Source organism: Loktanella salsilacus (assembly GCF_900114485.1).
Lineage (GTDB): Bacteria > Pseudomonadota > Alphaproteobacteria > Rhodobacterales > Rhodobacteraceae > Loktanella > Loktanella salsilacus.
Window position 1 is genome coordinate 81,253 of the sequence record NZ_FOTF01000001.1, and the last position, 23,613, is coordinate 104,865.

Sequence of the window (23,613 nt, forward strand, 5' to 3'; positions counted from 1 at the left end):
CATTTCGGTCCCGTTCCCCTTTCATCTTGCCCAAAATACTCCGGGGGGCCGCGCCAGCGGCGGGGGCAGCGCCCCCTCCACCGCGCAATAAAAAGGACCGCCCGCTTGCGCAGACAGTCCTCCTTCTTCTCGTCCCAAATATTCCGGGGGAAGGCCGCAGGCCGGGGGCAGCGCCCCCAGCACCCTCGCCCTAAAACGCTTACATGTGGATCACACGCCCGTAAGCATCCAGCACGCTTTCGTGCATCATTTCGGACAGCGTTGGATGCGGGAAGACCGTGTTCATCAGGTCTTCTTCGGTCGTCTCTAGCTGGCGGCCGATCACATAGCCTTGGATCAGCTCGGTGACTTCCGCGCCGACCATGTGGGCCCCCAGCAGCTCGCCGGTTTTTGCGTCGAACACCGTCTTGATCATGCCCTCAGGCTCGCCCAAGGCGATCGCTTTGCCGTTGCCGATGAAGGGGAATTTCCCGACTTTGACGTCAAAACCCAGCTCCTTTGCTTTCGCTTCGGTGTATCCGACGGACGCGACCTGCGGATAGCAATAGGTGCAGCCAGCGATGCTTTCGGGCTTCACCGCATGCGGGTGGCCGCCCGCGATCAGCTCTGCGACCATGACGCCTTCGTGGGACGCTTTATGCGCCAGCCAAGGCGCGCCGGCGATGTCGCCGATGGCATAAAGCCCCTCGACCCCGGTCCGGCAGTATTCATCGGTCACGACATGGGTGCGGTCGATCTTGACGCCCAGTTCTTCCAGACCAAGGTTTTCGACGTTGCCGACGATACCCACGGCAGAAATCACGGTATCAAAGACCTTCTTTTCGATCTTGCCGCCAACTTCGATATGCGCCGTGACCTTGCCCGCCTTAGGGTCGCGGTCCAGCTGCTTAACGATGGCCTTTTCCATGATCGTCATGCCCTGCTTGACGAACTGCTTCTTGGCAAAGGCAGAAATCTCGGCGTCCTCGACGGGCAGGATGCGGTCCATAACTTCGACGACGGTCGTATTCGACCCCATCGTGTTAAAGAAGCTGGCAAATTCGATGCCAATCGCGCCCGATCCGATGACCAGCAGATCCTTTGGCATCCGCTTGGCCTGCAGCGCATCGCGGTAGGCCCAGACCAGATCGCCGTCGGCCTCTAGTCCCGGCAGGTTGCGCGCGCGGGCACCGGTGGCAAGAACGATGTTCTTCGCAGTCAGCTCTTCGCTGCCCTTCTCGGTCTTGACCGAAACCTTGCCCTTGGCGGTGATTTTGGCCTCGCCCATCACGACAGAGATTTTGTTTTTCTTCATCAGGTGGCCGATGCCGCCCGACAACTGGCCTGCGACTTTACGCGACCGCGCGACGACGGCGGTCAGGTCAAAGTCCGGCTTTTCCACCGACAGGCCAAATTCCTTGGCGCGGTGCATCAGGTGGAACACCTCGGACGAGCGCAGCAGCGCCTTTGTCGGGATGCAGCCCCAGTTCAGGCAGATGCCGCCCAGATTTTCACGTTCAACGATCACAACCTTCTGGCCCAGTTGCGCTGCACGAATAGCTGCAACATAGCCGCCGGGGCCGGCACCAATCACGATCACATCAAAGTTTTGGGCGGCCATGCGGTCTCTCCTGCGGGTCCGTTGAAAACTGGTTTAATACTGAACTATTATAAGCCGAATGGCCAGAGGTCGCAATCAGGCGTCTGCGGCCTGCAACTGGCGCAGCGCCGCGCCATAACCGCCACCCGATAAAAACTGCGCCTCTGCCGCTGTGGTCGCGCGGTCCAGCGCGTCATTACGATAGGGGAAACGGCCAAAGTCGCGAATAATCGCGCGGTGCGCGCGGGCGTGCGTCAGATTACTGCCGCCCGCATCCGGCATCCGGGTGTGGAACAGGCGCACGGCGCAGTCCTGATCGGTCAGGTTTTCCGAATGCATCAGCGGCAGGTAAAAGAATTGCCGCGCGGGCGCATCGATTTGCATATCCCAATCGCGATCAATTGCCATCTTGGCCGCCGCCCGCGCCACCGCGTCGGTGGCAAAGGCGTCGCCTTGACCCCGGAACATATTGCGCGGGAACTGATCGGTCAGAATGATATAGGCCAGCGTCTCGCTTGGGCAGGTCAGCCAAAGGCCAAGGTGGCCATCCGCCGCGCGATTCCATGTCGCCAAAAACTGGTCACGGATGCGCGCATCCAGCGCATCATCCTGCCGATACCAGTCGGCAGGGCCACATTCATCTAGCCAAAAGGCCAACACATCCTGAGCGGTTTTCACAATATGGCCCTTTTTGTCTGGCGCGATTAGCCTCAGACAAACAGACGGTTGACCCTAAGACAAGTGTTATTCCGCAGGTTCGGCCAGTGCGGCCTCTCCTGTTTCTTCGGCGTCCAAATAGACCTCTTGCGCCATCTCGGCCAAGATCGGCGAGGTGGTCATGGGGAAGTTGGCATAGGTGGTCACATTATCATTGCCGATATCGGCGCGGCTGCGGCGGGTCATCCGAAATATACCGTACATCCCGACGGCAAACATCAGCACGCCAAGGAACACCCAATATCCGCGCGGCCCCATAGTATCGAGCATATAGCCCAGCGTCAGCGGACCCATGATCGCACCGACACCGTTAATGAACAGCAAACCACCGGATGCCGCGGCCATATCCTCTTTTTCCAAGTAGTCGTTGGTATAGGCGATCAGCAGCGCATACAGCGGGTTCGACGTGCCGCCGACAAGTGCGCCGGATACCACGGCGAGCGTATAGGACGCTGGCCAGAACGCACCGGCCAGGCACCCGACCCCGCCAATCAGCGCCACCGCGATGATCAAGATGCGGCGGTCAAGGCGGTCTGACATCCAGCCAATCGGATACTGCGCCACAAGCGCCGCCAGATAGATGGCCGACACGAACAAAGAAATCTCTCCGACGCTGAAACCTGCCCGCGCACCGTAAACCGCCGACATGCCGAACTGCGCCGAAAACACGCCGCCCAGCAGGAACATACCGACCGCTGCCAAAGGCGAGGTGCGGATCAACTGCACGACTTTCATCGGCTTGGTGCGGCCAAAGGCGGGCGTTGGTTTGATCGACAAAAGGATGGGCGCAAAGGCCATCGACACCAGCACAGAGGGCACGATGAACAGCACAAAGCCTGATACATCGCCGCGCGTGATGATGAATTGGGCCGTCACGATGCCCGCCATCTGCACGATCATATAAAGCGATAGCGCTTGGCCGCGGGTCTCATTGCTGGACGCATCGTTCAGCCAGCTTTCGGCAGTCACGTAAACGCCGCAGAAACAAAAGCCAATGACAACGCGGCCCAGCGTCCAAGCGATCGGATCGGCCAGCACCGGATACATGATCAGCACTGCGGAAATCGTGGACCCCAGCGCGGCAAAGACCCGCACGTGACCGACGCGGCGGATCATTTCGGGTGCCATTTTGGACGCGAAAAGAAAGCCGACGAAATAGCCCGACATGACGATCGACAGTTGCAGGGTGCTAAAGCCCTCAATCTCTCCGCGCAGGCCAAGAAGGGTACCTTGCAGGCCGTTGCCGATCATCAGCATGAACATGCCAAGGAAAAGCGCCCAAGAGCTGCCAAGAACTTGTATCATCGCGGGTGCCTTTCGGGCCAGATCTAGTCGCCGTCTATCGGTCCACTTGGGCCGATGTCAGGACTGAAAACGACACCTTGTGTCGCTATTGTTCAAGCGTCGCCCTGTGGCAGCAAAAGCGAAGCATCACCATAGGAAAAGAAGCGGTATCGGCTGGATATCGCGTGTTTGTAAACATCACGTATCCGCGACTGCCCCATCAGTGCGCTCACCAACATCATCAGCGTCGATTTGGGCAGGTGAAAGTTGGTCATCAGCGCATCAGCGGCGCGGAATTTGAAACCGGGCGTGATAAAGATATCCGTCGGCCCCTCCCACGCCTGAACGCCATCATCGGTTGCGGCGGTTTCGATCAGACGTAGGGCGGTGGTGCCAACGGGAATGATGCGCCCACCTGCGGCGCGTGTTGCGTTGATCTGGTCAGCGGCGGCCTGCGTCACCTGCCCCCATTCGCTGTGCATCTTATGCTCGCTGACGTCATCCACCTTGACCGGCAGGAACGTGCCTGCGCCGACATGCAGCGTCACATGGGTAAACTGCACACCCTTTGCGGCCAGTTGGTCCAGCAATGCGGCATCGAAATGCAGTGATGCGGTGGGGGCTGCGACAGCGCCGGTATGGCGGGCCCAAGCGGTTTGGTAGTCTTCCTTATCTGCCGCATCCGCCGGGCGCAGCGCCGCGATATAAGGGGGCAGCGGCATCGCGCCGACCTGCAGCAGGGCTGCATCAAAGTCGTCGCCCGTCAGGTTGAATTGCAGCTCTGCCTGCCCATCGCTGCGCCCGACCACAGTGGCGCGCAGATCATCGCCGAACACAATCTCTTCGCCGTCGCGCACCTTTTTCAGCGGCTTCAGCAGCGCCATCCAATGGGCATCCGGAGTGGGTTGCAGCAACGTCACCTCGATCCGGGCGGCGGTATCACCTGCCTCGCCGCTGCGGTGGCGCAGCCCTTCTAGGCGGGCGGGGATCACCTTGGTGTCGTTCAGGATCATCCGGTCGCCGGGACGCAGCCAGTCGCCCAGATCGGACACCACCGCATCGGTGATGCTGTCCGGGGTCGCCACCAACAGCCGGGCCGACGTGCGCGGCCGTGCGGGGCGGGTTGCGATCAGGCCTTCCGGCAGGTCGAAATCAAAATCGGACAGTTTCATGGACTTACCTCTGGCACAGGGCGGCGAAAGATTTCGCGGAACATGCCGGGGGTAAAGACCGACAACGGATTCACCCCCACTTGCGGTGCACCGGGTGTGCCGCGCACCGTAAAGTTGAACCCGATCAACCCCTCGCCCTTGCGGGTCAAAAAGCTGCCGATCCCGTTCAGCAGATAGAAGGGGGACACCACCCCCTGAAAATCCACAGCCCGACTGCCGAGCGTGTAGATTCCATCTAGCGAAATGCCAAGCCCCGGCCCCACCGCGCTTGATTGCGTCACGACGATCTGGCTGGGGGTCAGGCGGAATTGGGCGTCCACCTCGTCAAAGGCGAGGCCTTGCCCATCCAGCTGTTGCAGCAGACCCACGACGCTGATGGCGTCCAGCAATTCGGCAATTGCGGGCGCGTCGCGCACCCGCAGTTGCCGCAGGCCCAGCGTGCCGTCGAATGTGCCCGCGTCCCCCGCAGGCACCAAGGTCAGATCCAGCGTTCCGCCAAATGCGCCGTCCAAAAACTTGCCCGCGCGCAGCACCGCGCCCGCGTCGTCCGACCGGATACGCACCGCGCTGCGCCCGCGCGATGGCGACACGCTGCCCGCGATCCCGGCTTGGCCGTTGAACAGACCGGTAAAGTCGCCGCCAAAGCCGCCCGTGGTATCGAAATTGCCGCGAAAGCTGGTCAGCTGCAGCCCTTGCGCGATGGTCAAGCTGTCCAGCCGGACGGAAATCGGCAGGCCCTGCCCCGATCCGCCGCCCGCGCCGCCACTGCTGCCGCCAAAGCTGGCGCGGCTCAGGTTCAGCGCGCCGCCCAGCACTTCGACTCCGATGCCGCGGCCTCTGCCGCGTCCGCGCAGGGTGACAGCGCCGTCGAACCAATCGCCGACGACGACACGGGACAGGCGCGCGGCATCCAGCTGGTTGCCAGTGGTCAGGCTGACGGCACCTGTCGCCTGCAGACCGGGCGCGCGCAGCGACAACCGCTCGACCGCCGGATTGGCGCCAAGGGTGCCTTTGACCTCTAGCGTGCCGGAACTGCCGCGCGATTTGGTATAGCCGATGGCGGGCACCGACAGGCCCAGCCCAACCAGATCGGACGTCAGGGTAAAGCGCGGGGCCGCGCCCTTGGCCAGCGTCACAGCAAGCTGCCCGGTCCCAGCCCCGGTGACCGTGCGCGCAGGCAGCGCAATACCAAAGGTTTCAAGCGCTTGCGGGGTGATGTTCACGCGGCCCGTGATCTGTGTGGGGCCCCGGCTTGGGCCAAATTCCTGCGCGAATTGACCATTGAGCGGCACACCGTCCAACGTTGCTGAGCCGCGGATCTGCATCCCCGTGCGGTCCACGCTGACTGCCAGATCGCTGGCCGCCAAGGTCCGCCCTTTGACCAGCGTGCTGCTGCGCACGCGGGACAGGTTTGCTGTGGCGTCAAAAGCAATCTCGTCCGGTGCAATCTTAGGCTTCAGCGGCAAGGTCACATGGGCGTGCACCGAAGCGCGCCCATCGGCCAGCGTGACGGGCAAGTTCGCCTTGGTCAGGTATTGGAACGGCGGTTGGTCCAAAATGGCCAGCGTGCCGGTGATGCTGCCACTTGTCGCGACATCCAGCACCATCGGTGCCGATTTGATGCGGATATTGGGGATTTGCAGCACCGATCCCGCCACATCCAGCGCCCCGCCCTGCGGCGCGATGACTTGGCCCTTGTCCAAACGCAGCACGAAGGCGTCATCCGCCAGGGTGGCATAACCCGCGCCATCCACAATCGGCGGCTCTTGTTTCAGGAACCGGACAGAGGCGCCGTCAAAGGCAAACCCTGCGGCGAGCGTCGCCCTTTCGCCGGGGCGCATCCGCCAACCTGCAACGACGTCCGACAGATCGCCGGCCAAGATATTATTGGTGAACCAGCGCCGCGTGCCGGGGCGAATGCCATCAGGCCACAGGCGCAGAACGTCCGCGGCGCTGAGCGCAGGGCTTTGCAGATCGACGGCAGCATTCCAGCCGTCCGGCGTGGCATTCAGCGCGCCGCTGGCGGTCAGGGTCAAGGACGGGTCGGACAGGCTGATCTGCCCCATATCCAGCCGGAACGGGTCAAGCCGCAGGCGCAGGTCAATGTCAGCCTGATCCAGCGTGATCGGCGCCGGATACAGCCCCGCGGGATTCAGCGCGATATCGGTCAGGGTAAACTGCCCCACCAGCGCATCCGGCAGGCCGCGATCAAAATCGCGGGCCAATGCCTGCCCCCGCGCCTGCAAGCTGCCCCATTCAGACGCGATGCTGACGTTACTAAATTCCAGCCGCTGCGCCTGCGGATCATAGCTAAGCGCGGCCGTGACGCCATCAAAGCGCAGCGGCGCGGTTTGCGGACCCGGTTGCAACGCGCCTGCACCGATCGTCAGTGTCGCGTTCAAAGGGCCAAGTTCGCCCTGCGCGTTCAGCCCCGTGCGCAGGCTGGCCGACATCGGCGCATCAAGCGCACCAAGGAAACGCAGCGCAGCGGATTGGCTGGCCAGATCGCGGGCCTGCGCGTCAGTTATAGTCATCGCAATCGCGGCGGCGTCACTGCCGCGCGGACTGTCCAGCCGCAGCCCAAGCCCCGACACACCGCTATCGCCCGCAACCTGCAACTGCGCAGTCGCCGTTGTATTCTGCGCGTCGATGCCAAAGGCAAAGCTGCCGCCCGTTGCGGTCCAGGTCCGGTCTGCCCGCTCGTCCCGGTAGGTGACGTCAAGGCCGTCCAGCGTCAGGCTTTCCAACGCCGCCAGAACTGGCCGGTCACGCAGCGTGTCGATCTGGCGCACCAGCCCGACAAGGCCGTCCGCCAGCAAAGCGCCATTGCCCGCCTCCGGCAGCATAAATGTGAGCCGCATCTGGCCCTGCGCATCGCGGGTCAGGTCAATCGCCGTGCCAGACAGGGCCACGCTCTGCACCAATGCGGCGCGGTCGAACAAAAGCCCGCGCGGGCTGATTGTGGCATCAACCGTGTCGATCTGCGCCAGCGGCGTGCCCGCCGCATCGGCCACCTGCATTTGATACAATCGCACACGCGGATGCAGGTCCGGCCCCACGCGCAGCGTGATATCGCCAAAGTCGATGCTGCCCCCGCCAAGCATGGTGCTGGCCCGCTCTGCCACCAAATCCGTCACCCAAGACGGCGCAGTAATGTCGCGGTCGAACATCATCACCAGCGCGATCACGGCAAAGACGACCGGCAGTACCAGAAGCAACAGCAAGGTGCGAAAGGCATGAAACCCCTTGCCCCGGCGGTCGCCGCGCTTGCGCCGCTGGGGCTGCGGTGGCTGCGGTGGCTGATCGGTCTGCGTCATATCCTGCCTTGGCCTGCCTTTGGCTTTATCTTTGCCCACCACAGGCTAAAACGAAACAAGTAAACGCATATCCCAAACCCGCGCGAGGAATACCATGCCATCAGAGTCTAGCCCGCACCCCAGCCAAGGCGATACCGCCCCGGATTTCACACTGCCGCGCGACGGCGGCGCGCAGGTCAACCTGTCGGACTACGCCGGGCGCAGCGTTGTGCTGTACTTCTATCCACGCGACGACACCCCCGGCTGCACGACAGAGGCGCTGGATTTCACCGCCGCGGCAGGCGATTTCGCGGCGGCCGGGGCGGTTGTGCTGGGCGTATCAAAGGACCCGGTGGCCAAGCATGACAAGTTTGTCGCCAAGCGCGAACTGGGCATTGCATTGCTGTCGGACGAACACGGCGATGTTTGCGAACGCTATGGCGTATGGGCGGAAAAGCAGATGTACGGAAAGACGTATTTCGGCATCCAGCGTACAACCTTTCTGATCGGCCCGGGCGGCAAAATCGCGCAGGTCTGGCATAAGGTAAAGGTGCCGGGGCATGTGGACGCGGTGCTGGCGGCGGCAGTCGCACTTTGATGCTTTGGGCCATGTTAGATGCGGTGCCTGACATGGGGGCCAGCCCCCATACCCCCGAGGTATTTTCGACCAGAAGAAGGGGGACCGCGCGATGAAATCGCTGGCACAGATGGCGGTCGAGGTTTTGAGCACAGCTGACGGGCGGGCGAAGACGGCGTTGTCACATGCGCATGCGGCAGCTTGGCGCGCTGCGCGGACAGGCGGCGCGCGGCCCGAGGTGGGCACAGCGCAGCCGCCGCTGCATCCGGCGCGGCCCGCCAAGCCAGAATTGCTAAAACCGCGCGATGTGCCGCGGCGCAAGCCCAGCAGCCCAGAGGGGCGGATCGCCATGCTGCATGCGGTAGCGCATATCGAGCTGAATGCGGTCGATCTGCACTGGGATATCATTGCGCGTTTTGCGGATGTGCCCTTGCCGATTGGATTCTTTGACGACTGGGTCAAAGCGGCCGACGAAGAATCGAAGCATTTCAACCTACTGTGCGACTGTCTTGAGGCGCATGGCAGCTTTTATGGCGCGCTGCCCGCCCATGCGGGCATGTGGCAAGCCGCCGAAGACACCAAGGACGACTTTATGGGGCGGCTTGCCGTGGTGCCGATGGTGCTAGAGGCGCGCGGGCTAGATGTGACTCCCGGTATGATTGAAATCTTTCGCAAGGCAGGCGATTCGCAGGTCGTCGATGCCCTAGAGGTGATTTACGCCGAAGAGGTCCACCACGTCGCCTATGGGTCCAAATGGTTCCATTTTCTGTGTGGCCGCCATGACTTGGACCCCGTTGTTGTGTTTCACAAGCTTGTCCGGGGCTATTTTCACGGCAGTCTGAAGCCGCCTTTTAACGAAGAAAAAAGGGCCGAAGCGGGCATTCCGCCGGACTTTTACTGGCCGCTGAGCGAGACTCGGTGACGAGCCGCCGGGTTTCGGCGTGATCTCGCCCAAACCCGGCAAATTGTTCCATAATTTTTCAAAAATGTTGCACCCACGCCGCAGGGTGGCTAGACGACGGGTACCGCGGCGGCAAAAGGGTGTGGAACCTTGCTGCGGTGTTACGGGACGGGACAGGGATAATACTAGTGAGATCACGACTGACGCAGGCCATTCATACGCGCCTAGAAGCACGATTTCCTGAAAAACGACTCTTTCTTCGGTCCGACACAGAAACCCGCTTTATCCGCTTGCGGCCGTCGCATCAGCTGATTGGCTGGACCGCTGCGACGGCGATTGTGGGCTGGACGATTATTTCGACCGCGATCCTGCTGATGGATAGCATTGGATCGGGCAACTTTCGCGCCCAGGCACAACGCGACCAGATGATCTATGAGGCGCGCTTGAACGCCCTGTCGTCCGAACGTGATGCCCGCGCTGCCGAAGCTGTCGCTGCCCAGTCCCGGTTCAGCGCCGCCCTTGCCCAGATTTCCACGATGCAATCCGACCTGCTGGCCACCGAAGACAAGCGCCGCGAGCTTGAGACCGGGCTAGAGGTTGTGCAGTCCACGCTGCGTGACACGATGCAGACCCGTAAGGCGCAGGCCACCGAACTGGCCGCACTGACCGCCGAAGGTGCAGACACCCCCACCCCCGCCGCCCAGACCGCTGTGCAAGAAGGCACTGTCGATTTGCTGGCGACCGCGCTGGCGGAAACTGCCGCAGAGCGTGACAAGATCGCCCAAGACGCCCAATTCGCGCTGGATCATGCCGCAGAGACCGAAAACGAACTGCGCCTGCTGCACGAGCGCAACGATGATATCTTTCGCCAGCTAGAAGACGCGATGACCGTGTCGGTCGAGCCGCTGGAAAAGATGTTCCGCGCCGCCGGCATGAACCCCGACAACATGCTAAGCCAGGTGCGCCGCGGCTATTCCGGCTCTGGCGGCCCGCTGACGCCGCTGTCGTTTTCGACCATGGGCGGCGGACCTGACCCGGACGCAGCACGCGCCAATGGTATCCTAAGCCGTCTGGACGAGATCAACCTGTACCGCATTGCTGCCGAAAAAGCGCCGTTTGACGTGCCTGTCAAAGCCTCTTTCCGCTTCACCTCTGGCTTTGGTCAGCGTTGGGGCCGCCTGCACGCGGGCACCGATTTTGCTGCCCCTGTCGGCACCCCCGTTTATGCCACCGCCGACGGCGTCATCGTATCCGCTGGCTGGTCGTCCGGTTATGGCCGCCTGATCAAGATCCAGCACGAGTTTGGCATCGAAACCCGCTACGCACATTTGAACGCGATGCGCGTGTCGGTCGGCCAAAGGGTCTCGCGCGGGGACCGGATTGGTGATATGGGAAATTCTGGACGCTCGACCGGGCCACACCTTCACTATGAGGTGCGTGTCGGCGGCAACCCCGTAAACCCGATGAATTACATAAGAGCTGGACAAGATGTTTTCTAAATCCAAAATCAACGAACCTGGTCCCAAGGCCACTGAAACGCCTGCTCAGCCTGCCACGTCGCCAATCCCGGCCCCAAGCGGCAGCAGCAGCGACTTCAAAGCGAGCGCGCCCAAGGCCAAGCCGCCTGCGTCGATTCTGTCCGCAGACCTGCTGGTTACTGGTAATATGAAGACGACTGGCGACATCCAGATCGAAGGTCAGGTCGATGGCGACATCCGCGCCCACCTGCTGACCATCGGCGAAGGCGCCACCGTTAAGGGTGAAGTCATGGCCGACGACGTCGTGATCCACGGCCGCATCATCGGCCGCGTGCGCGGTCTGAAGGTACGTCTGACATCCACCGCCCGCGTGGAAGGTGACATCATCCACAAGACGATCGCTATCGAATCGGGTGCCCACTTCGAAGGCTCCGTGCAGCGTCAGGACGATCCGCTGACCACTGGCGGCAAGGCCAAGATGCCCACAGGCAGCAGCGGTGCCAGCGCCGCAGGTGCAGAGCCCACAAAGGGCTAAGCTTGCCCGAACATGATACAGCCCAGCGGGCCACGTCTGAAAAGGCGCGGCCCGTTTTCGTGCCGGACTTTAGCACGGAACACCGCCGCCCGCTGATCCTTGCGGCTGCGGTGCTTGCCTCGTCGATGGGGTTCATTGATGGCACCGTCGTCAGCATTGCGATCCCGGCGATCCGCAGCACGCTGGGGGCGACGCTGGATCAGGCCACGTGGATCAACAACGCTTACATGGTGGCCCTGTCCGCGCTGATCCTGACGGGCGGCGCATTCGGCGACCGCTTTGGTCTGGCGCGGGTGTTCAGCCTTGGCGTGGGGCTGTTCCTGCTGACCTCGCTCGCCTGCGCCCTTGCCCCGACCCCTGACACACTGATCGCCGCGCGGCTGGCGCAGGGGGTGGGCGCATCGCTGATGATTCCGGGTGCGCTGGCCATGATCAGCCGCGCCTATCCGCGCGATGTGCGGGGCCGCGCCATTGGCATGTGGGCGGCAGCATCTGGCTTGACCACCGCCGCCGGGCCCCTGATTGGCGGCTTGATCCTCTCCACCTTCGGAGAGGACGCTTGGCGCTATATCTTTGCGATCAACCTGCCGCTGGGCATCGTTGCGCTAGTCCTGGTCCGGCGCGGCGTCGTCAAAGATGCCCGCCGGAGCGGAGAGCCGATTGACGCCATAGGCGCAGCGCTGGCTGTCGCGGGCCTCGGCCTGCTGGCGTGGACGCTGACGCACCTAGAGGCGTCCAATGACATCCGCATCACCATTGTGACCGGCATCGCCGGTGCGATCGCGCTGACGGCCTTTATCCTGCACGAAGGGCGCACGCCGCAGCCGATGATGCCGCTACGCCTGTTTGCCAACCCGGCCTTCAGCGCGGCGAACCTTGCAACGTTCCTGTTGTATTTCGGGATGAGCGCGATCCTGTTTTTCCTGCCCATGCTGACCGTCGTTGGCTGGGGCCTGTCAGAGTTCAAGACGATCTTTGCCTTTGGCCCGCTGTCGGGTTTCATCGCCCTGCTATCCACCCGCTTTGGCCGGCTTGCAGACCGGCGCGGGCCGGGTCCGGTGATCGCCGTGGGGGCCTGCGTGGTGGCCATTGGTTATGCGGTCTTGGCGCTGGTCGTGGACGGGCGGGATTTCTGGTTCGGCGTCCTGCCCGCCATGGGCATCGTCGGCTTCGGCATGAGCATGGTTGTCGCCCCCCTATCCACCGCTGTTATGGTCGCGGCGGGTGACGGGCAATCAGGCATCGCGTCAGGCATCAACAACGCGATCAGCCGCATCGGCGGGCTAACCGCCGTGGCCGCCATGAGCTCTGTCGCGACGATCGCTTATAACCTGTCGGGCGGGCCTGCCAGCTTTGGCGAACGTGCGGCGGGGGATGCGCATACGGCCGCAATGGGCAGCGCCTTTGCCGCCATCGTCTGGGTCGCAGCAGGCTTTGCCGCCATCGCCGCGCTGGCCGCCGCTTACGGCATCAGGCGGCGTTAAGCGCGTGCCAGCCTGTCGCCAGCTGCAATAACCCCAGATCATCCCGCGACCGCCCTATCAGTTGCAGGCCCATGGGCCGCCCTTTTGACAGTGGCAACGGTACGGCGACGGATGGCAGGCCGATCAGGCTGACGGGCACGACAACCTCCATCCAGCGGTGATAGCTGTCCATCTTTTGCCCTGCGATATCCTGCGGATAAGCCCAGTCAATCGGGAACGGCCAGCATTGCGCTGTGGGCAGCACGAGGGCATCAAAGTCATTGAATAGCTTCGCCGCGGCCCGGAACCAGTCGGACCGGATCAGGCTAGCGCGCTGGATCTGGGTGCCGCTTAGCGCCCGTCCCCGCTCGATTTCCCAAATAGCGGTATCCTTCAGCGCGGCGCGCATCGCTGGCTGGTCGTAAAGCGGACCGAGGGAGGCTGCGACAGCGTAGCTGCGCAGCGTGGTCCAGCTGTCCCAAAGCGCCGCCGCGCTGAAGGGCGGCGCGACGTCCGTGACATGGCACCCCAGATCGGTAAAGCGTGCGACCTGCGCGGCGCAGTGATCCGCGACGCCGTCCTCTACCGGGTAGGCGCCGCCCCAATCGCCCAGCCAGCCAATCCTTTTCCCGCGCAAATCCGTGTCGAGCAGTGGGGCCAACGGGGTGTGATCGAGCCCATGCGGCTGGCGCGGATCAGGCCCGGCCATGGTGTCCAGCAGCAGCGCCAAATCACGCGGATGGCGCGCCATGGGACCATTGGTCGACAAAGGGTGCAGCATCAAATCGCCAAGCGGCTCTGACGGCACACGCCCCCATGTGGGCCGCATGCCATAAACGCCGTTCCAGCCTGCTGGATTACGCAAGCTGCCCATCATGTCAGACCCATCAGCGACAGCGATCATCCCCGACGCCAGCGCAACCGCCGCCCCGCCAGAGCTGCCGCCCGCGCTGTGCCCCGGCATCAGCGCATTCTGCGTCGCGCCAAAGACGGGGTTAAACGTATGGCTGCCAAGGCCGAATTCAGGCGTATTCGTCTTGCCGATGACAATAGCCCCAGCGTCCTGCATCCGCTGCACCATGATATCGCTGGTGGGTGCGATCCGGTCCTTCAGCGCGGGCGATCCCATCGTCGTGGGCAAGCCCGCAGCGTTTGACAGATCCTTGACCGCCAGCGGCATGCCGTGCAGCCAGCCCTTGCGCGGGCCCGCGTCTGCGGCTGCGGCATCGCGCATCAGAGCATCCGCATCCCGCAGGGACACGATAGCATTCAGGTCGGGATTGCGCGCGGCGATCCGGTCCAGCGTCGCCGCCATCAAGGCGGTCGCCGTCAGATCGCCCTTGTCCAAGGCTGCGGAAATGGCAAAGGCGGGTTGGTCAAGAAAATCATTCATGACCGTATCAGACACTGCCGCCTGCCCGCTGGCAAGCGTGCGTCTTTAGTCCTCGAGGTTCGCCTCTGCCCGGCTTTTGCCGCTGACGTCCATCGCCAGCGTCGCCGCCATCAGCGCATCCAGATCGCCGTCCAGCACGCCAGAGGTGTCTGACGTCTCGTACCGGGTACGCAGGTCTTTCACCATCTGGTAAGGCTGCAGCACGTAGGACCGGATCTGGTTGCCCCAGCCTGCGTCACCTTTGTTGTCATGCGCCTCGTTGATGGCTGCGTTCCGCTTATCCAGTTCCATCTGATACAGACGCGACTTCAGCGCCTTCATGGCGATATCTCGGTTCTGGTGCTGGGATTTTTCCGACGACGTCACGACGATACCCGTGGGGTGGTGCGTGATCCGCACGGCCGAGTCGGTCGTGTTCACGTGCTGACCGCCCGCGCCGGACGACCTGTAGGTGTCGATGCGGATATCTTTGTCCTGCACTTCAATCTCGATATTGTCGTCCACCACGGGATAGACCCAGACAGAGCTAAAGGACGTGTGCCGCTTGGCCGCAGAATCGTAAGGCGAAATGCGGACGAGGCGGTGCACGCCGGATTCGGATTTCAGCCAGCCGTAAGCATTAGGGCCGGAAATTTTGTAGGCGGCGGATTTGATGCCGACTTCTTCGCCCGCGCTTTCGGACTGCAGCTCGACCTTATAGCCCTTCTTTTCTGCCCAGCGGACATACATCCGCGCCAGCATATTGGCCCAGTCACACGACTCGGTGCCGCCAGCGCCGGCGTTGATTTCAAGGAAGGTATCGTTGCCGTCCGCCTCGCCGTTCAGCAGCGCTTCCAGCTCTTTTTCAGCGGCTTTGACTTTCAGCGCGGCAAGGGCGGCTTCGGCCTCTGTCACGATCTCGGCGTCGTCTTCCATTTCGCCCATCTCGATCAGCTCGACGTTGTCGGCTAGTTCCTGACGGATACCTTCATAGCTGCCCATCGAATCGACCAGCATCTGCCGTTCGCGCATCAGCTTTTGCGCGTGTGCGGGATCGTCCCACAGGGTCGGGTCTTCGACGCGGGCGTCAAATTCTTCGAGCCGGTGCGGCGCGGTGTCATAATCCAGCCGCTGCGCCAGCAGGGTCAGCGACTTTTTGATCGCTTCGATGGTGTTCTGAGTTTCGGCGCGCATGGGCTTGATCCTTCGACGGGCAAATTGCATCGCCCAGACACGGGCGGCTGCGGGGCGGGTCTAACCCGCCGCCGCGCTTACGGCAAGGGAATGGCTAGTAAAGCCCGCCCGAGGACAGCGTGCCAAAGGTGGCCTTGGGCCCGACCGTCGCGGTGCCGCCCCTGCTGGTGGTGACCTGACGCGCAGCGCGGGGCACTTCGTCGACCAGCGGCAAATCGGCCGCCATGGCGAAACCACCATCGAAGGTGATGCCAAAGATCGGCTCTTCGCCCGGACGGAAGCATTCAGCAATCACGTTGTCGCCGCTGGCCCCATCACCCAGACGCGCGCCGGAAAAGCGGTCGATGTTGATGAATTGGCAGTCGGCCGGCACATGGAACGCGCCGCCGCCGTATTTCTTGATCGCCTTGCCCATAAAGGCGTTGAACACCGGCGCACAAATGCCGCCGCCGGACGCCGATTTACCCATAGGACGCGGGTTGTCGAAACCGATGTAGCAGCCCGCGACGATGTTGGACGAAAAGCCAACAAACCACGCGTCTTTTTCGTCGTTCGTCGTACCGGTTTTACCCGCGATGGGCACAGGCAGATTGATCGCGTTCTTGGCGGTGCCGCGTTTAACGACGCCTTCCATCATGGACGTCAGCTGATAGGCCGTGATTTCGTTCATCACGCGCTGGCGATTGCTGGTGATGCGCGGGGCTTCACCGCTGGGCAGGCTGGCCAGTTGGCAGTCTTCGCAGACGCGCTGGTCGTGACGATAAACGGTGTTGCCATAGCGGTCCTGCACCCGGTCGACCAAGGTCGGTTCTACCCGCTCGCCGCCATTGGCGAACATGGCGTAGGCGGCGACCATCTTGAACAATGTCGTCTCATCCGAGCCGAGGGACGCGGCCAGCACACGGTTCATGTGATCGTAGACGCCGAATTTCTCGGCGTAGTTGGCGACAATGTCGATGCCGACCTCTTGCGCCAAACGCACTGTCATCAGGTTGCGCGATTGTTCAATACCGGTCCGCAGCGGGGTCGGGCCGTAGAATTTGTTGGAATAGTTCTGCGGGCGCCAGACGCCTTGGGGTGTGTTAATTTCAATCGGGGCGTCGACGACGACCGTTGCGGGGGAATAACCCGAATCTAGCGCGGCGGCGAAAACAAAAGGTTTAAAGCTAGAGCCTGGCTGACGCTTTGCCTGTGTGGCGCGGTTGAACACCGACGCCTGATAGGAAAAGCCACCCTGCATGGCCAAAACGCGGCCCGTGTTCACGTCCATCGCCATGAACGCACCTTGCACTTGCGGCACTTGGCGCAGCGTCCAGCGGATGAACGCGCCGTCGCTGTCCTGCGTCATGCGGCGGATCAGCACGACATCGCCGGCCGTGAAATTGTCGGCAAAGCTGCCCTTCATCCAGGCGATATCGTCGCGCGGTACGGTATGGGGTTCGGCTTCGGTTTCCTCGACCCCCTCAATGCCGACGCGCATGTTGGCGTCGCCAACCTCTAGCACAACGGCGGGGAACCATTCGTTTTCCAGCGTGATGTCGCGGGGGACTTCGGTTTCGGCCAAGGCCTTGCGCCAATCGGCTTCGGTGCCAAGCAAGGACGCATCAATCGTCTTGCCCGTACCGCGCCATGTCCCCTGCCCGCGGTCATAGCTTTCCAGCGCGCGCTGCAGCGCATGAGCAGCCTCGACCTGCAGGTCAGCGTCAACCGTCGCGCGGATCGCAAGACCGCCAGAAAAGAATTCATCCTCGCCGAAGTTCTGGCTGAGCTGGCGGCGAATTTCGTCGGTGAAATAGTCGCGCGGCGGCAGTTCGGACCGAAAGCTTTCGTAGTCCCCCGATTGCACGGTGCGCAGCGGCGTGGCTTTTGCGGTCTCGTAGGCCGCGTCCTCGATATAGCCGTTTTCCCACATTTCGCGCAGGACAAAGTCGCGCCGCGCGATGGACCGGTCGTATTGGCGCACCGGGTCGTAGTCGGACGGGGCCTTAGGCAGCACGGCCAGATAAGCGGCCTCTTCCACGGTCAGATCTGACAGGGATTTGTTGAAATAGGTCAGCGAGGCAGCAGTGACGCCATAGCTGTTTTTGCCAAGAAAAATCTCGTTCAGGTAAAGCTCTAGGATCTTGTCCTTGGGCATCGCCCCCTCGATCCGGGTGGCGAGGATGATTTCCTTGATCTTACGCTCGACCGAGCGGGAACCGTCGAGCAGGAAGTTCTTCATCACCTGCTGGGTGATGGTCGATGCGCCGCGCACGTCTTCGCCGCGCGATTTGACTGCTGCGACCAAAGCGGCCGCCATACCGCCTGCGTCGTAGCCGCCGTGGGTGTAAAAATTCTTATCCTCGGCGCTGATGAACGCTTGTTTCACCATGTCGGGGATGTCTTCGGCGGGGGTGAACAGACGGCGTTCGACGGCGAATTCGTCGATGATCTGCCCTTCGCCCGAATAAATCCGGCTAATGGTTTTCGGCGTGTATTGCGCCAGCGTGTCATAGGATGGCAAGTCGCGGCCATACATATAGAAAATGCCGCCAAGACCCAGCGCCGCCATAGCAAGCCCAAGGCACAGCATCGAAAAGATGCCGCCGAAAAATGACATGATAAAGCGGAGCATGGCCGAAGACCCTTCTGTCGGATTGGCCCGCTTATAGGGCGGCCCCCGGCTGGCGTCAAAAGCAGAACAGCGCAGTTTGCGTGAATACCTCCCTAAATCGGGGTCACATTAGCGCCAGCCGTCTTAATAATCCGTTATTGCCGCTTGAGCGGTGCGCGGGCAGCCTCGGCTTTGGCCCAATCTTGCAGGGCGGCGGTGATGCCCGCCACGATAGGCGCGCGGCCCTGCGGCGTGGACAAGGCGGTGCGGTCGGCGGCGTTGGACAGAAATCCAGCCTCGAGCAGGACAGACGGAAAGTCGGCGGCGTTCAGCACGGCAAGGCGTCCTTCACGGCGCGGGCGGCTGTTGACGCCAGCGCCAGTGCTGCGCAGACCCGTGATCAGCGCGTCCGCCAGACGGCGGGACGCGGGCGTGGTTTCGGCGCGGGCCATATCCATCAACACGGTGGCGACGCGGTCATCCTGCCCGGTCAGGTCGAGCCCGGTCAGCAGATCGCCGCGCTCGTGCCGCTCTGCCATGCGCTGCGCGGCGCGGTCCTGCCCTTCGGCGTTGAGGGTATAGGCAGAGGCCCCGCGGGTGACATCATCGTCCAGCGCATCCGCGTGCAGCGACAGCATGACGCCAGCGCCAGCGGCGCGGGCGATGGTCATGCGTTCTTCAAGCGGGACAAAGTCGTCGGCGTTGCGGGTCAGCACGGCGCGCAGGGTGCCGCTGCGGTTGATCGCCTCGGCAACCTCGATCCCCAGTTGCAGCATCAAATCCGCCTCGTGGATTTTGCCGCGCGTGGCACCGGGGTCAACGCCGCCGTGGCCGGGGTCGATGGCGACAACCAGCGGCCCGCTGCGCTGGATGGGCGCGTCAAGGCTGACATCAGGGGTGTCCGGTGCATCCGGCGCGCCCGCGCTGGCGGCAAAGCTTGCCGCATCCGTGGGCATCATACGCAGACTAAGCCGCGCAGCCCCGGTTTGGTCGTCCACCGTCAGCCCCGCCTGCGCCACGGCGAGCGGGCTGCCCAAGGTCACGATCAGACGCGACCAGCCGGGGCGCAATGGGCCAAAGCTGACGTCCGTCGCGATCCCGTATTGCCACAAATCTTCGGGGATCAGGCCGCCAAAGTCGATTTCGCGAAAGTCGACGACCACGCGCATCGGATCGGCCAGCGTGAACACGCGGTACGGCACGGTCTGGCTTAGCTGTAGGTCGACGCGCAGCCCCTGCCCTTCGTCCGCGATCCGGCTGGTCGCCGGATCAATACGGGCAAGCGCTGAAAAATCCTGCGCCGCCGCAGGTGCGGCCAGCAACAGGCAAAGCGCCAGTGTACGGATCATCCGCGTGCGGCCATGTAGCGGCGCAGACGCTCTAGCCCTTCGGCCATGTCGGCGGTGCGTCCGGCATAGGAAAAGCGCAGCCAGCGGTGGCCGTGGATCGGATCGAAATCCAGCCCCGGCGTCACAGCAACGCCTGCCTTGTCCAGAATATCGGCGGCCATGGCCCGGCTGTCATCCGAATGGGCTGAGATATCGGCGTAGATATAGAACGCGCCGTCCGGCGGCGCGATAGTGTCAAAGCCCGCCTGCGCCAGACCGTCCAGCAACAGCGTGCGGTTCGCCTGGTAGACGCTCAGGTTCGCGTCCAGCTCGTCCCGGCAATCCATCGCGTGCAACGCAAGGCGCTGGCTGGCGTGGGACGCGCAGATGAACATGTTCTGCGCCAGACGTTCCACCGTGCGAACGTGATCCTGCGGCACAACCATCCAGCCGCAACGCCAGCCGGTCATGCTGAAATACTTGGAAAAGCTGTTGATCACATAGGTGTCCTGCGTGACCTCAAGCGCGGAAACCGCCCGCGTGCCGTAACCGATGCCGTGATAAATCTCGTCCGAGATCAAGGCCGCATCGCGGGAAGAGCAGGCGTCGGCCAGCGCGGTCAGCTCGCCCTTATTCAGCATAGTGCCCGTGGGGTTCGCGGGGGAGGCAACGATCAAACCTGCCAGATCGTGAGCGGCGATGTCTTCGGGCTGCGGCTGATAGCGGCCGCGGGCGCGGGTTTCAATCTCGACCGGCTGCAAGCCCATTGCCTTTAGAATCTGGCGATAGCTGGGATAGCAGGGCAGCCCCAGCCCGACCCGCTCGCCATTGTCGAATAGCGCCGAAAACGCCAGCACAAAGGCGCCAGAGGCCCCGGCCGTGACCACAACCCGGCCCGGATCAAGATCGACGTCATAGATATCGCCGTAATGCTGGGCGATGCGGCGGCGCAGCGCTGGCAGGCCAAGGCCGACGGTATAGCCCAGCGGCGTTTCCAGATCAGCCTTGAGCGCCTCTAGCGCCGCGATGGGTGCGCCAGTGCCAGGCTGGCCGACTTCCATGTGAATGATCGACCGGCCTGCGTCCTCTGCGGCGCGGGCGGCTTCCATGACGTCCATCACGATAAAGGGATCAACATTCCCCCGGGTTGAGCTGCGCATCTTATGCCCCTACTGCTTTTGGCAACTTGTGCCCGCCAAGGCGGGGGTGCGTCAACCGCCTGCGCCATGCCGCCTTGGCAGTCCTGCCCCGATCTGCGCATAATCAATGCGAACCGATAGAAAGTGACCCCCATGTTCCGCACGCTGACAACCGCCGCCGCCCTGACCATGTCGCTGTCCCTGCCCGCGCTTGCACAGACGCAGGATGACGCAGCCTTTGGCGAACGGGTGCGCGCCTATCTGATGGCCAATCCAGAGGTGATCATGGAAGCCGTCGGCGTGCTGCAACAGCGCGAAGACGCCGCCGCCGCGCAAGCCGATCAGGATATGCTGGTGTCGCAAACCGACGCCCTGCTGAACGACGGGTTCAGCTGGGTCGGCGGCAACCCGGACGGCGATATCACCGTGGTCGAATTCATGGATTACCGCTGCGGATACTGCAAAAAAGCCTTTCCAGAGGTCGAAAGCCTGCTGTCCGCCGACGGCAACATCCGCTTTATCGTGAAAGAATTCCCGATCCTGGGCGAACAGTCGGTGCTTGGCTCTCAGTTCGCGATTGCGGCGCATATGATCGGCGGCGATGACGCCTACGAGGCGGTCCACGAGACGCTGATGAACTATAACGGAGAGATCACCGCAGAAAGCCTGAGCCGTCTGGCCGATAGCCTTGATATGGACGGCGAAGCCATCATCGCCAAGATGAGCGACCCAGAGGTTGCGCGCAGGATCACAGCGAACCGGGCGCTTGGCCAGGCGCTTGATATCTCTGGCACACCGACCTTTGTCATTCAGGACCAGATGGTGCGCGGTTATGTGCCGGTCGATCAGATGCAGCAACTTGTGGATCAATTGCGCGGCTAACGCCGATTTGACTGGTCGGCATGCGGACTTGTCCTAGGTTAGCGACAACGCCAACCAACGGGAGAGTCCCATGACCACCACACGCCGCCACTTCCTTGCGACCTCTGCTGCCGCAGCGGGCGCTGTCACGCTGCTGCCTTATGCCGCAATGGCTGCTGCCCATGCCGGTGACGTCTATGCCACCAACGCTGGCGACGTCACCGTCTATCCGATCGACCATGCGTCCATCGTCATGACAACGCCCGTTGGCACCTTGTATGTCGATCCGATTGGCGATGCGTCCTTGTATGCCGATCACGGCACACCGGACCTGATCCTTGTCACGCACGAGCATGGCGATCACTACAACGCCGAAACGCTGGCGGCGATCGTGGGTGAAAACACACAGATCATCACCAACCCTGCCGTCTTTGCGATGCTGCCCGACGATCTGAAGGCCAAAGCGACCGAGATGGCCAATGGCGTCAGCGGCGAATACAACGGCATGGCGATCGATGCGATCCCCGCCTACAACATTACCGAAGACCGGATGAAGTATCACCCGCAGGGCCGCGACAACGGCTATGTCCTGAGCTTTGACGGCCTGCGCGTCTATGTCTCTGGCGACACTGAAGACACGCCAGAAATGCGCGCGCTGGAAAACATCGACGTGGCGTTCATCAGCATGAACCTGCCCTTCACGATGGACAAAGACTCCGCCGCATCCGCCGTGGCTGAATTCATGCCAACATACGTCTACCCCTACCACTACCGCGGCCAAGATGGCGGCACGCAGAACCCAGAAGAGTTCGCGGCACTGGTTGGCGACACAGCGACCGTGGTCATCGCACCGTGGTATGCAGGCGACGTGATGCCGGGCTAAGTCGCGTCAGACTTAGAACGACAAAGGGGGCGCTGGTGAAAACCAGCGCCCCCTTTTTTAATTGCTACACTGGCAGGGATTAGGCGGTTTCAGCCTTAACCTTAGATGCTTCCAGCTCTGCCGCTTTCTTTTCAACCTGTTCGACGATGTGTTCGATCATCGCGTCATTGCCCAGCTTGTGGCTTTGCTTGCCCGCCAGATAGACCATGCCGGACCCGTTGCCGCCGCCGGTAAAGCCCACGTCGGTCATCAGCGCCTCGCCGGGGCCGTTCACAACGCAGCCGATAATGCTAAGGCTCATCGGGGTCTTGATATGCTCTAGCCGCAGCTCTAGCGCCTCAACCGTTTTGATCACGTCAAAGCCTTGGCGGGCGCAGGACGGGCAAGAGATGATGTTCACGCCCCGGTGGCGCAGGCCAAGGGATTTGAGGATCTCGAACCCCATCTTGACCTCTTGCACGGGATCGGCGGACAAGGACACGCGGATCGTGTCACCGATGCCAGCCCACAGCAGGTTGCCCATGCCGATGGCGGATTTGACGGTGCCGGAAATCAGACCCCCTGCTTCGGTGATACCCAGATGGATTGGTGCGTCGGTCAGATCGGCCAGCTGCTGATAGGCGGCGGCAGCCATGAAAACATCCGATGCTTTGCAGCTGATCTTAAACTCGTGGAAATCATTGTCTTGCAGGATCTTAATATGATCCATGCCGCTTTCAACCATCGCATCGGGCGTCGGCTCGCCGTATTTGTCCAGCAGGTGCCGTTCCAGCGATCCGGCGTTCACGCCAATGCGGATGCTGCAGTTGTGATCGCGCGCGGCCTTGATGACCTCTTTCACGCGCTTTTCGTCGCCGATGTTGCCGGGGTTGATCCGCAGACAGGCCGCGCCCGCCTCTGCCGCCTCGATCCCGCGTTTGTAGTGGAAATGGATGTCCGCGACGATTGGCACGCTGACCTCTGGCACGATCAGCTTCAGCGCCTTGGCCGAGGCTTCGTCCGGGACCGACACGCGGACAATATCGCAGCCCGCATCCACCGCCGCCTGAATTTGCGCGATGGTGCCTTTGACGTCGGTGGTCAGGGTGTTGGTCATCGTCTGCACCGTAATCGGCGCGCCGCCCCCAACAGGGACGTTGCCCACCATGATCTGGCGGCTTTTGCGGCGTTCGATATGGCGCCAAGGGCGAATGGAATGCAGGTCCGACATGACGGTCTTTCGAAAAGGGACTTTGCCCTTA

General features: G+C 62.4%; 18 protein-coding genes. 7 read left to right on the plus strand and 11 right to left on the minus strand.

Annotation, left to right across the window (positions count from 1 at the left end; all coding sequences use genetic code 11):
• Positions 1-199 precede the first annotated feature (199 nt).
• The 5 genes from lpdA to BM131_RS00415 all read right to left on the minus strand — a co-directional run bounded on the left by lpdA (position 200) and on the right by BM131_RS00415 (position 8,069).
• Entirely contained in the window at positions 200-1,600 is a 1,401-nt protein-coding gene (gene lpdA / locus BM131_RS00395) for a dihydrolipoyl dehydrogenase (protein ID WP_090184018.1), read from the minus strand.
• Positions 1,601-1,675: 75 nt separating this feature from the next.
• A complete protein-coding gene (locus tag BM131_RS00400; RefSeq protein ID WP_090184020.1) occupies positions 1,676-2,257 on the minus strand; it encodes a DUF924 family protein in 582 nt (193 codons plus the stop codon).
• A gap of 66 nt (positions 2,258-2,323) precedes the next feature.
• Positions 2,324-3,601, minus strand: a complete 1,278-nt coding sequence (locus tag BM131_RS00405; protein WP_090184023.1) for an MFS transporter — start codon at positions 3,599-3,601, stop codon at positions 2,324-2,326.
• Between the two features lie 92 nt (positions 3,602-3,693).
• Positions 3,694-4,752, minus strand: coding sequence for a tRNA preQ1(34) S-adenosylmethionine ribosyltransferase-isomerase QueA (gene queA, locus BM131_RS00410; protein ID WP_090184026.1), 1,059 nt, complete (start codon positions 4,750-4,752; stop codon positions 3,694-3,696).
• Entirely contained in the window at positions 4,749-8,069 is a 3,321-nt protein-coding gene (locus BM131_RS00415) for a YhdP family protein (protein ID WP_090184028.1), read from the minus strand. Before BM131_RS00415 ends, queA begins: the two co-directional genes overlap by 4 nt.
• Positions 8,070-8,163: 94 nt before the next feature.
• Between BM131_RS00415 and bcp the strand changes: the two genes are divergently transcribed.
• The 5 genes from bcp to BM131_RS00440 all read left to right on the plus strand — a co-directional run bounded on the left by bcp (position 8,164) and on the right by BM131_RS00440 (position 13,023).
• Positions 8,164-8,646, plus strand: a complete 483-nt coding sequence (gene bcp, locus BM131_RS00420; RefSeq protein ID WP_090184030.1) for a thioredoxin-dependent thiol peroxidase — start codon at positions 8,164-8,166, stop codon at positions 8,644-8,646.
• A 91-nt stretch (positions 8,647-8,737) separates the two neighbouring features.
• A complete protein-coding gene (locus BM131_RS00425; RefSeq protein ID WP_090184033.1) occupies positions 8,738-9,547 on the plus strand; it encodes a ferritin-like domain-containing protein in 810 nt (269 codons plus the stop codon).
• Positions 9,548-9,714: 167 nt separating this feature from the next.
• Positions 9,715-11,025, plus strand: coding sequence for a M23 family metallopeptidase (locus BM131_RS00430; RefSeq protein ID WP_090184036.1), 1,311 nt, complete (start codon positions 9,715-9,717; stop codon positions 11,023-11,025).
• Positions 11,015-11,539, plus strand: a complete 525-nt coding sequence (locus tag BM131_RS00435) for a bactofilin family protein (RefSeq protein WP_090184038.1) — start codon at positions 11,015-11,017, stop codon at positions 11,537-11,539. The genes BM131_RS00430 and BM131_RS00435 overlap by 11 nt, the downstream gene beginning before the upstream one ends.
• 2 nt (positions 11,540-11,541) lie before the next feature.
• Positions 11,542-13,023 (plus strand): MFS transporter, encoded by a 1,482-nt coding sequence (locus tag BM131_RS00440; RefSeq protein WP_245754089.1) that lies wholly within the window; start codon positions 11,542-11,544, stop codon positions 13,021-13,023.
• Here the strand turns inward: BM131_RS00440 and BM131_RS00445 are convergent.
• The 5 genes from BM131_RS00445 to BM131_RS00465 all read right to left on the minus strand — a co-directional run bounded on the left by BM131_RS00445 (position 13,010) and on the right by BM131_RS00465 (position 20,649).
• Positions 13,010-14,395, minus strand: coding sequence for an amidase (locus BM131_RS00445; protein ID WP_090184573.1), 1,386 nt, complete (start codon positions 14,393-14,395; stop codon positions 13,010-13,012). The two genes, BM131_RS00440 and BM131_RS00445, sit on opposite strands and share 14 nt — an antisense overlap.
• Positions 14,396-14,440: 45 nt before the next feature.
• On the minus strand, positions 14,441-15,568 hold the full coding sequence (gene prfB, locus BM131_RS00450; RefSeq protein WP_090184041.1) for a peptide chain release factor 2: 1,128 nt from the start codon (positions 15,566-15,568) through the stop codon (positions 14,441-14,443).
• A gap of 94 nt (positions 15,569-15,662) precedes the next feature.
• Positions 15,663-18,182 (minus strand): penicillin-binding protein 1A, encoded by a 2,520-nt coding sequence (locus tag BM131_RS00455; RefSeq protein WP_090184044.1) that lies wholly within the window; start codon positions 18,180-18,182, stop codon positions 15,663-15,665.
• Positions 18,183-18,316: 134 nt separating this feature from the next.
• Entirely contained in the window at positions 18,317-19,510 is a 1,194-nt protein-coding gene (locus tag BM131_RS00460) for an N-acetylmuramoyl-L-alanine amidase (RefSeq protein WP_090184046.1), read from the minus strand.
• Positions 19,507-20,649, minus strand: a complete 1,143-nt coding sequence (locus BM131_RS00465; protein WP_090184048.1) for a pyridoxal phosphate-dependent aminotransferase — start codon at positions 20,647-20,649, stop codon at positions 19,507-19,509. The genes BM131_RS00460 and BM131_RS00465 overlap by 4 nt, the downstream gene beginning before the upstream one ends.
• Before the next feature lie 132 nt (positions 20,650-20,781).
• Here BM131_RS00465 and BM131_RS00470 point away from each other — a divergent pair, with 132 nt between their 5' ends.
• Both BM131_RS00470 and BM131_RS00475 read left to right on the plus strand, forming a co-directional pair.
• Entirely contained in the window at positions 20,782-21,510 is a 729-nt protein-coding gene (locus BM131_RS00470) for a DsbA family protein (protein ID WP_090184051.1), read from the plus strand.
• 70 nt (positions 21,511-21,580) lie between these two features.
• On the plus strand, positions 21,581-22,372 hold the full coding sequence (locus BM131_RS00475) for an MBL fold metallo-hydrolase (RefSeq protein ID WP_090184053.1): 792 nt from the start codon (positions 21,581-21,583) through the stop codon (positions 22,370-22,372).
• A 79-nt stretch (positions 22,373-22,451) separates the two neighbouring features.
• On the opposite strand, the gene ispG is transcribed toward BM131_RS00475, so the two are convergent.
• Positions 22,452-23,582, minus strand: a complete 1,131-nt coding sequence (gene ispG / locus BM131_RS00480; protein ID WP_090184056.1) for a flavodoxin-dependent (E)-4-hydroxy-3-methylbut-2-enyl-diphosphate synthase — start codon at positions 23,580-23,582, stop codon at positions 22,452-22,454.
• Between the last annotated feature and the right edge of the window lie 31 nt (positions 23,583-23,613).

What these genes read in the sequence shown, in the direction of transcription:
- BM131_RS00455 (WP_090184044.1), bottom strand. Translation starts at nt 18,182, where the DNA reads ATGCTCCGCTTTATCATGTCATTTTTCGGCGGCATCTTTTCGATGCTG.
- BM131_RS00475 (WP_090184053.1), top strand. Translation starts at nt 21,581, where the DNA reads ATGACCACCACACGCCGCCACTTCCTTGCGACCTCTGCTGCCGCAGCG.
- BM131_RS00445 (WP_090184573.1), bottom strand. Translation starts at nt 14,395, where the DNA reads ATGAATGATTTTCTTGACCAACCCGCCTTTGCCATTTCCGCAGCCTTG.
- lpdA (WP_090184018.1), bottom strand. Translation starts at nt 1,600, where the DNA reads ATGGCCGCCCAAAACTTTGATGTGATCGTGATTGGTGCCGGCCCCGGC.
- BM131_RS00435 (WP_090184038.1), top strand. Translation starts at nt 11,015, where the DNA reads ATGTTTTCTAAATCCAAAATCAACGAACCTGGTCCCAAGGCCACTGAA.
- bcp (WP_090184030.1), top strand. Translation starts at nt 8,164, where the DNA reads ATGCCATCAGAGTCTAGCCCGCACCCCAGCCAAGGCGATACCGCCCCG.
- BM131_RS00465 (WP_090184048.1), bottom strand. Translation starts at nt 20,649, where the DNA reads ATGCGCAGCTCAACCCGGGGGAATGTTGATCCCTTTATCGTGATGGAC.
- prfB (WP_090184041.1), bottom strand. Translation starts at nt 15,568, where the DNA reads ATGCGCGCCGAAACTCAGAACACCATCGAAGCGATCAAAAAGTCGCTG.
- queA (WP_090184026.1), bottom strand. Translation starts at nt 4,752, where the DNA reads ATGAAACTGTCCGATTTTGATTTCGACCTGCCGGAAGGCCTGATCGCA.
- BM131_RS00405 (WP_090184023.1), bottom strand. Translation starts at nt 3,601, where the DNA reads ATGATACAAGTTCTTGGCAGCTCTTGGGCGCTTTTCCTTGGCATGTTC.
- BM131_RS00460 (WP_090184046.1), bottom strand. Translation starts at nt 19,510, where the DNA reads ATGATCCGTACACTGGCGCTTTGCCTGTTGCTGGCCGCACCTGCGGCG.
- BM131_RS00425 (WP_090184033.1), top strand. Translation starts at nt 8,738, where the DNA reads ATGAAATCGCTGGCACAGATGGCGGTCGAGGTTTTGAGCACAGCTGAC.
- BM131_RS00415 (WP_090184028.1), bottom strand. Translation starts at nt 8,069, where the DNA reads ATGACGCAGACCGATCAGCCACCGCAGCCACCGCAGCCCCAGCGGCGC.
- ispG (WP_090184056.1), bottom strand. Translation starts at nt 23,582, where the DNA reads ATGTCGGACCTGCATTCCATTCGCCCTTGGCGCCATATCGAACGCCGC.
- BM131_RS00470 (WP_090184051.1), top strand. Translation starts at nt 20,782, where the DNA reads ATGTTCCGCACGCTGACAACCGCCGCCGCCCTGACCATGTCGCTGTCC.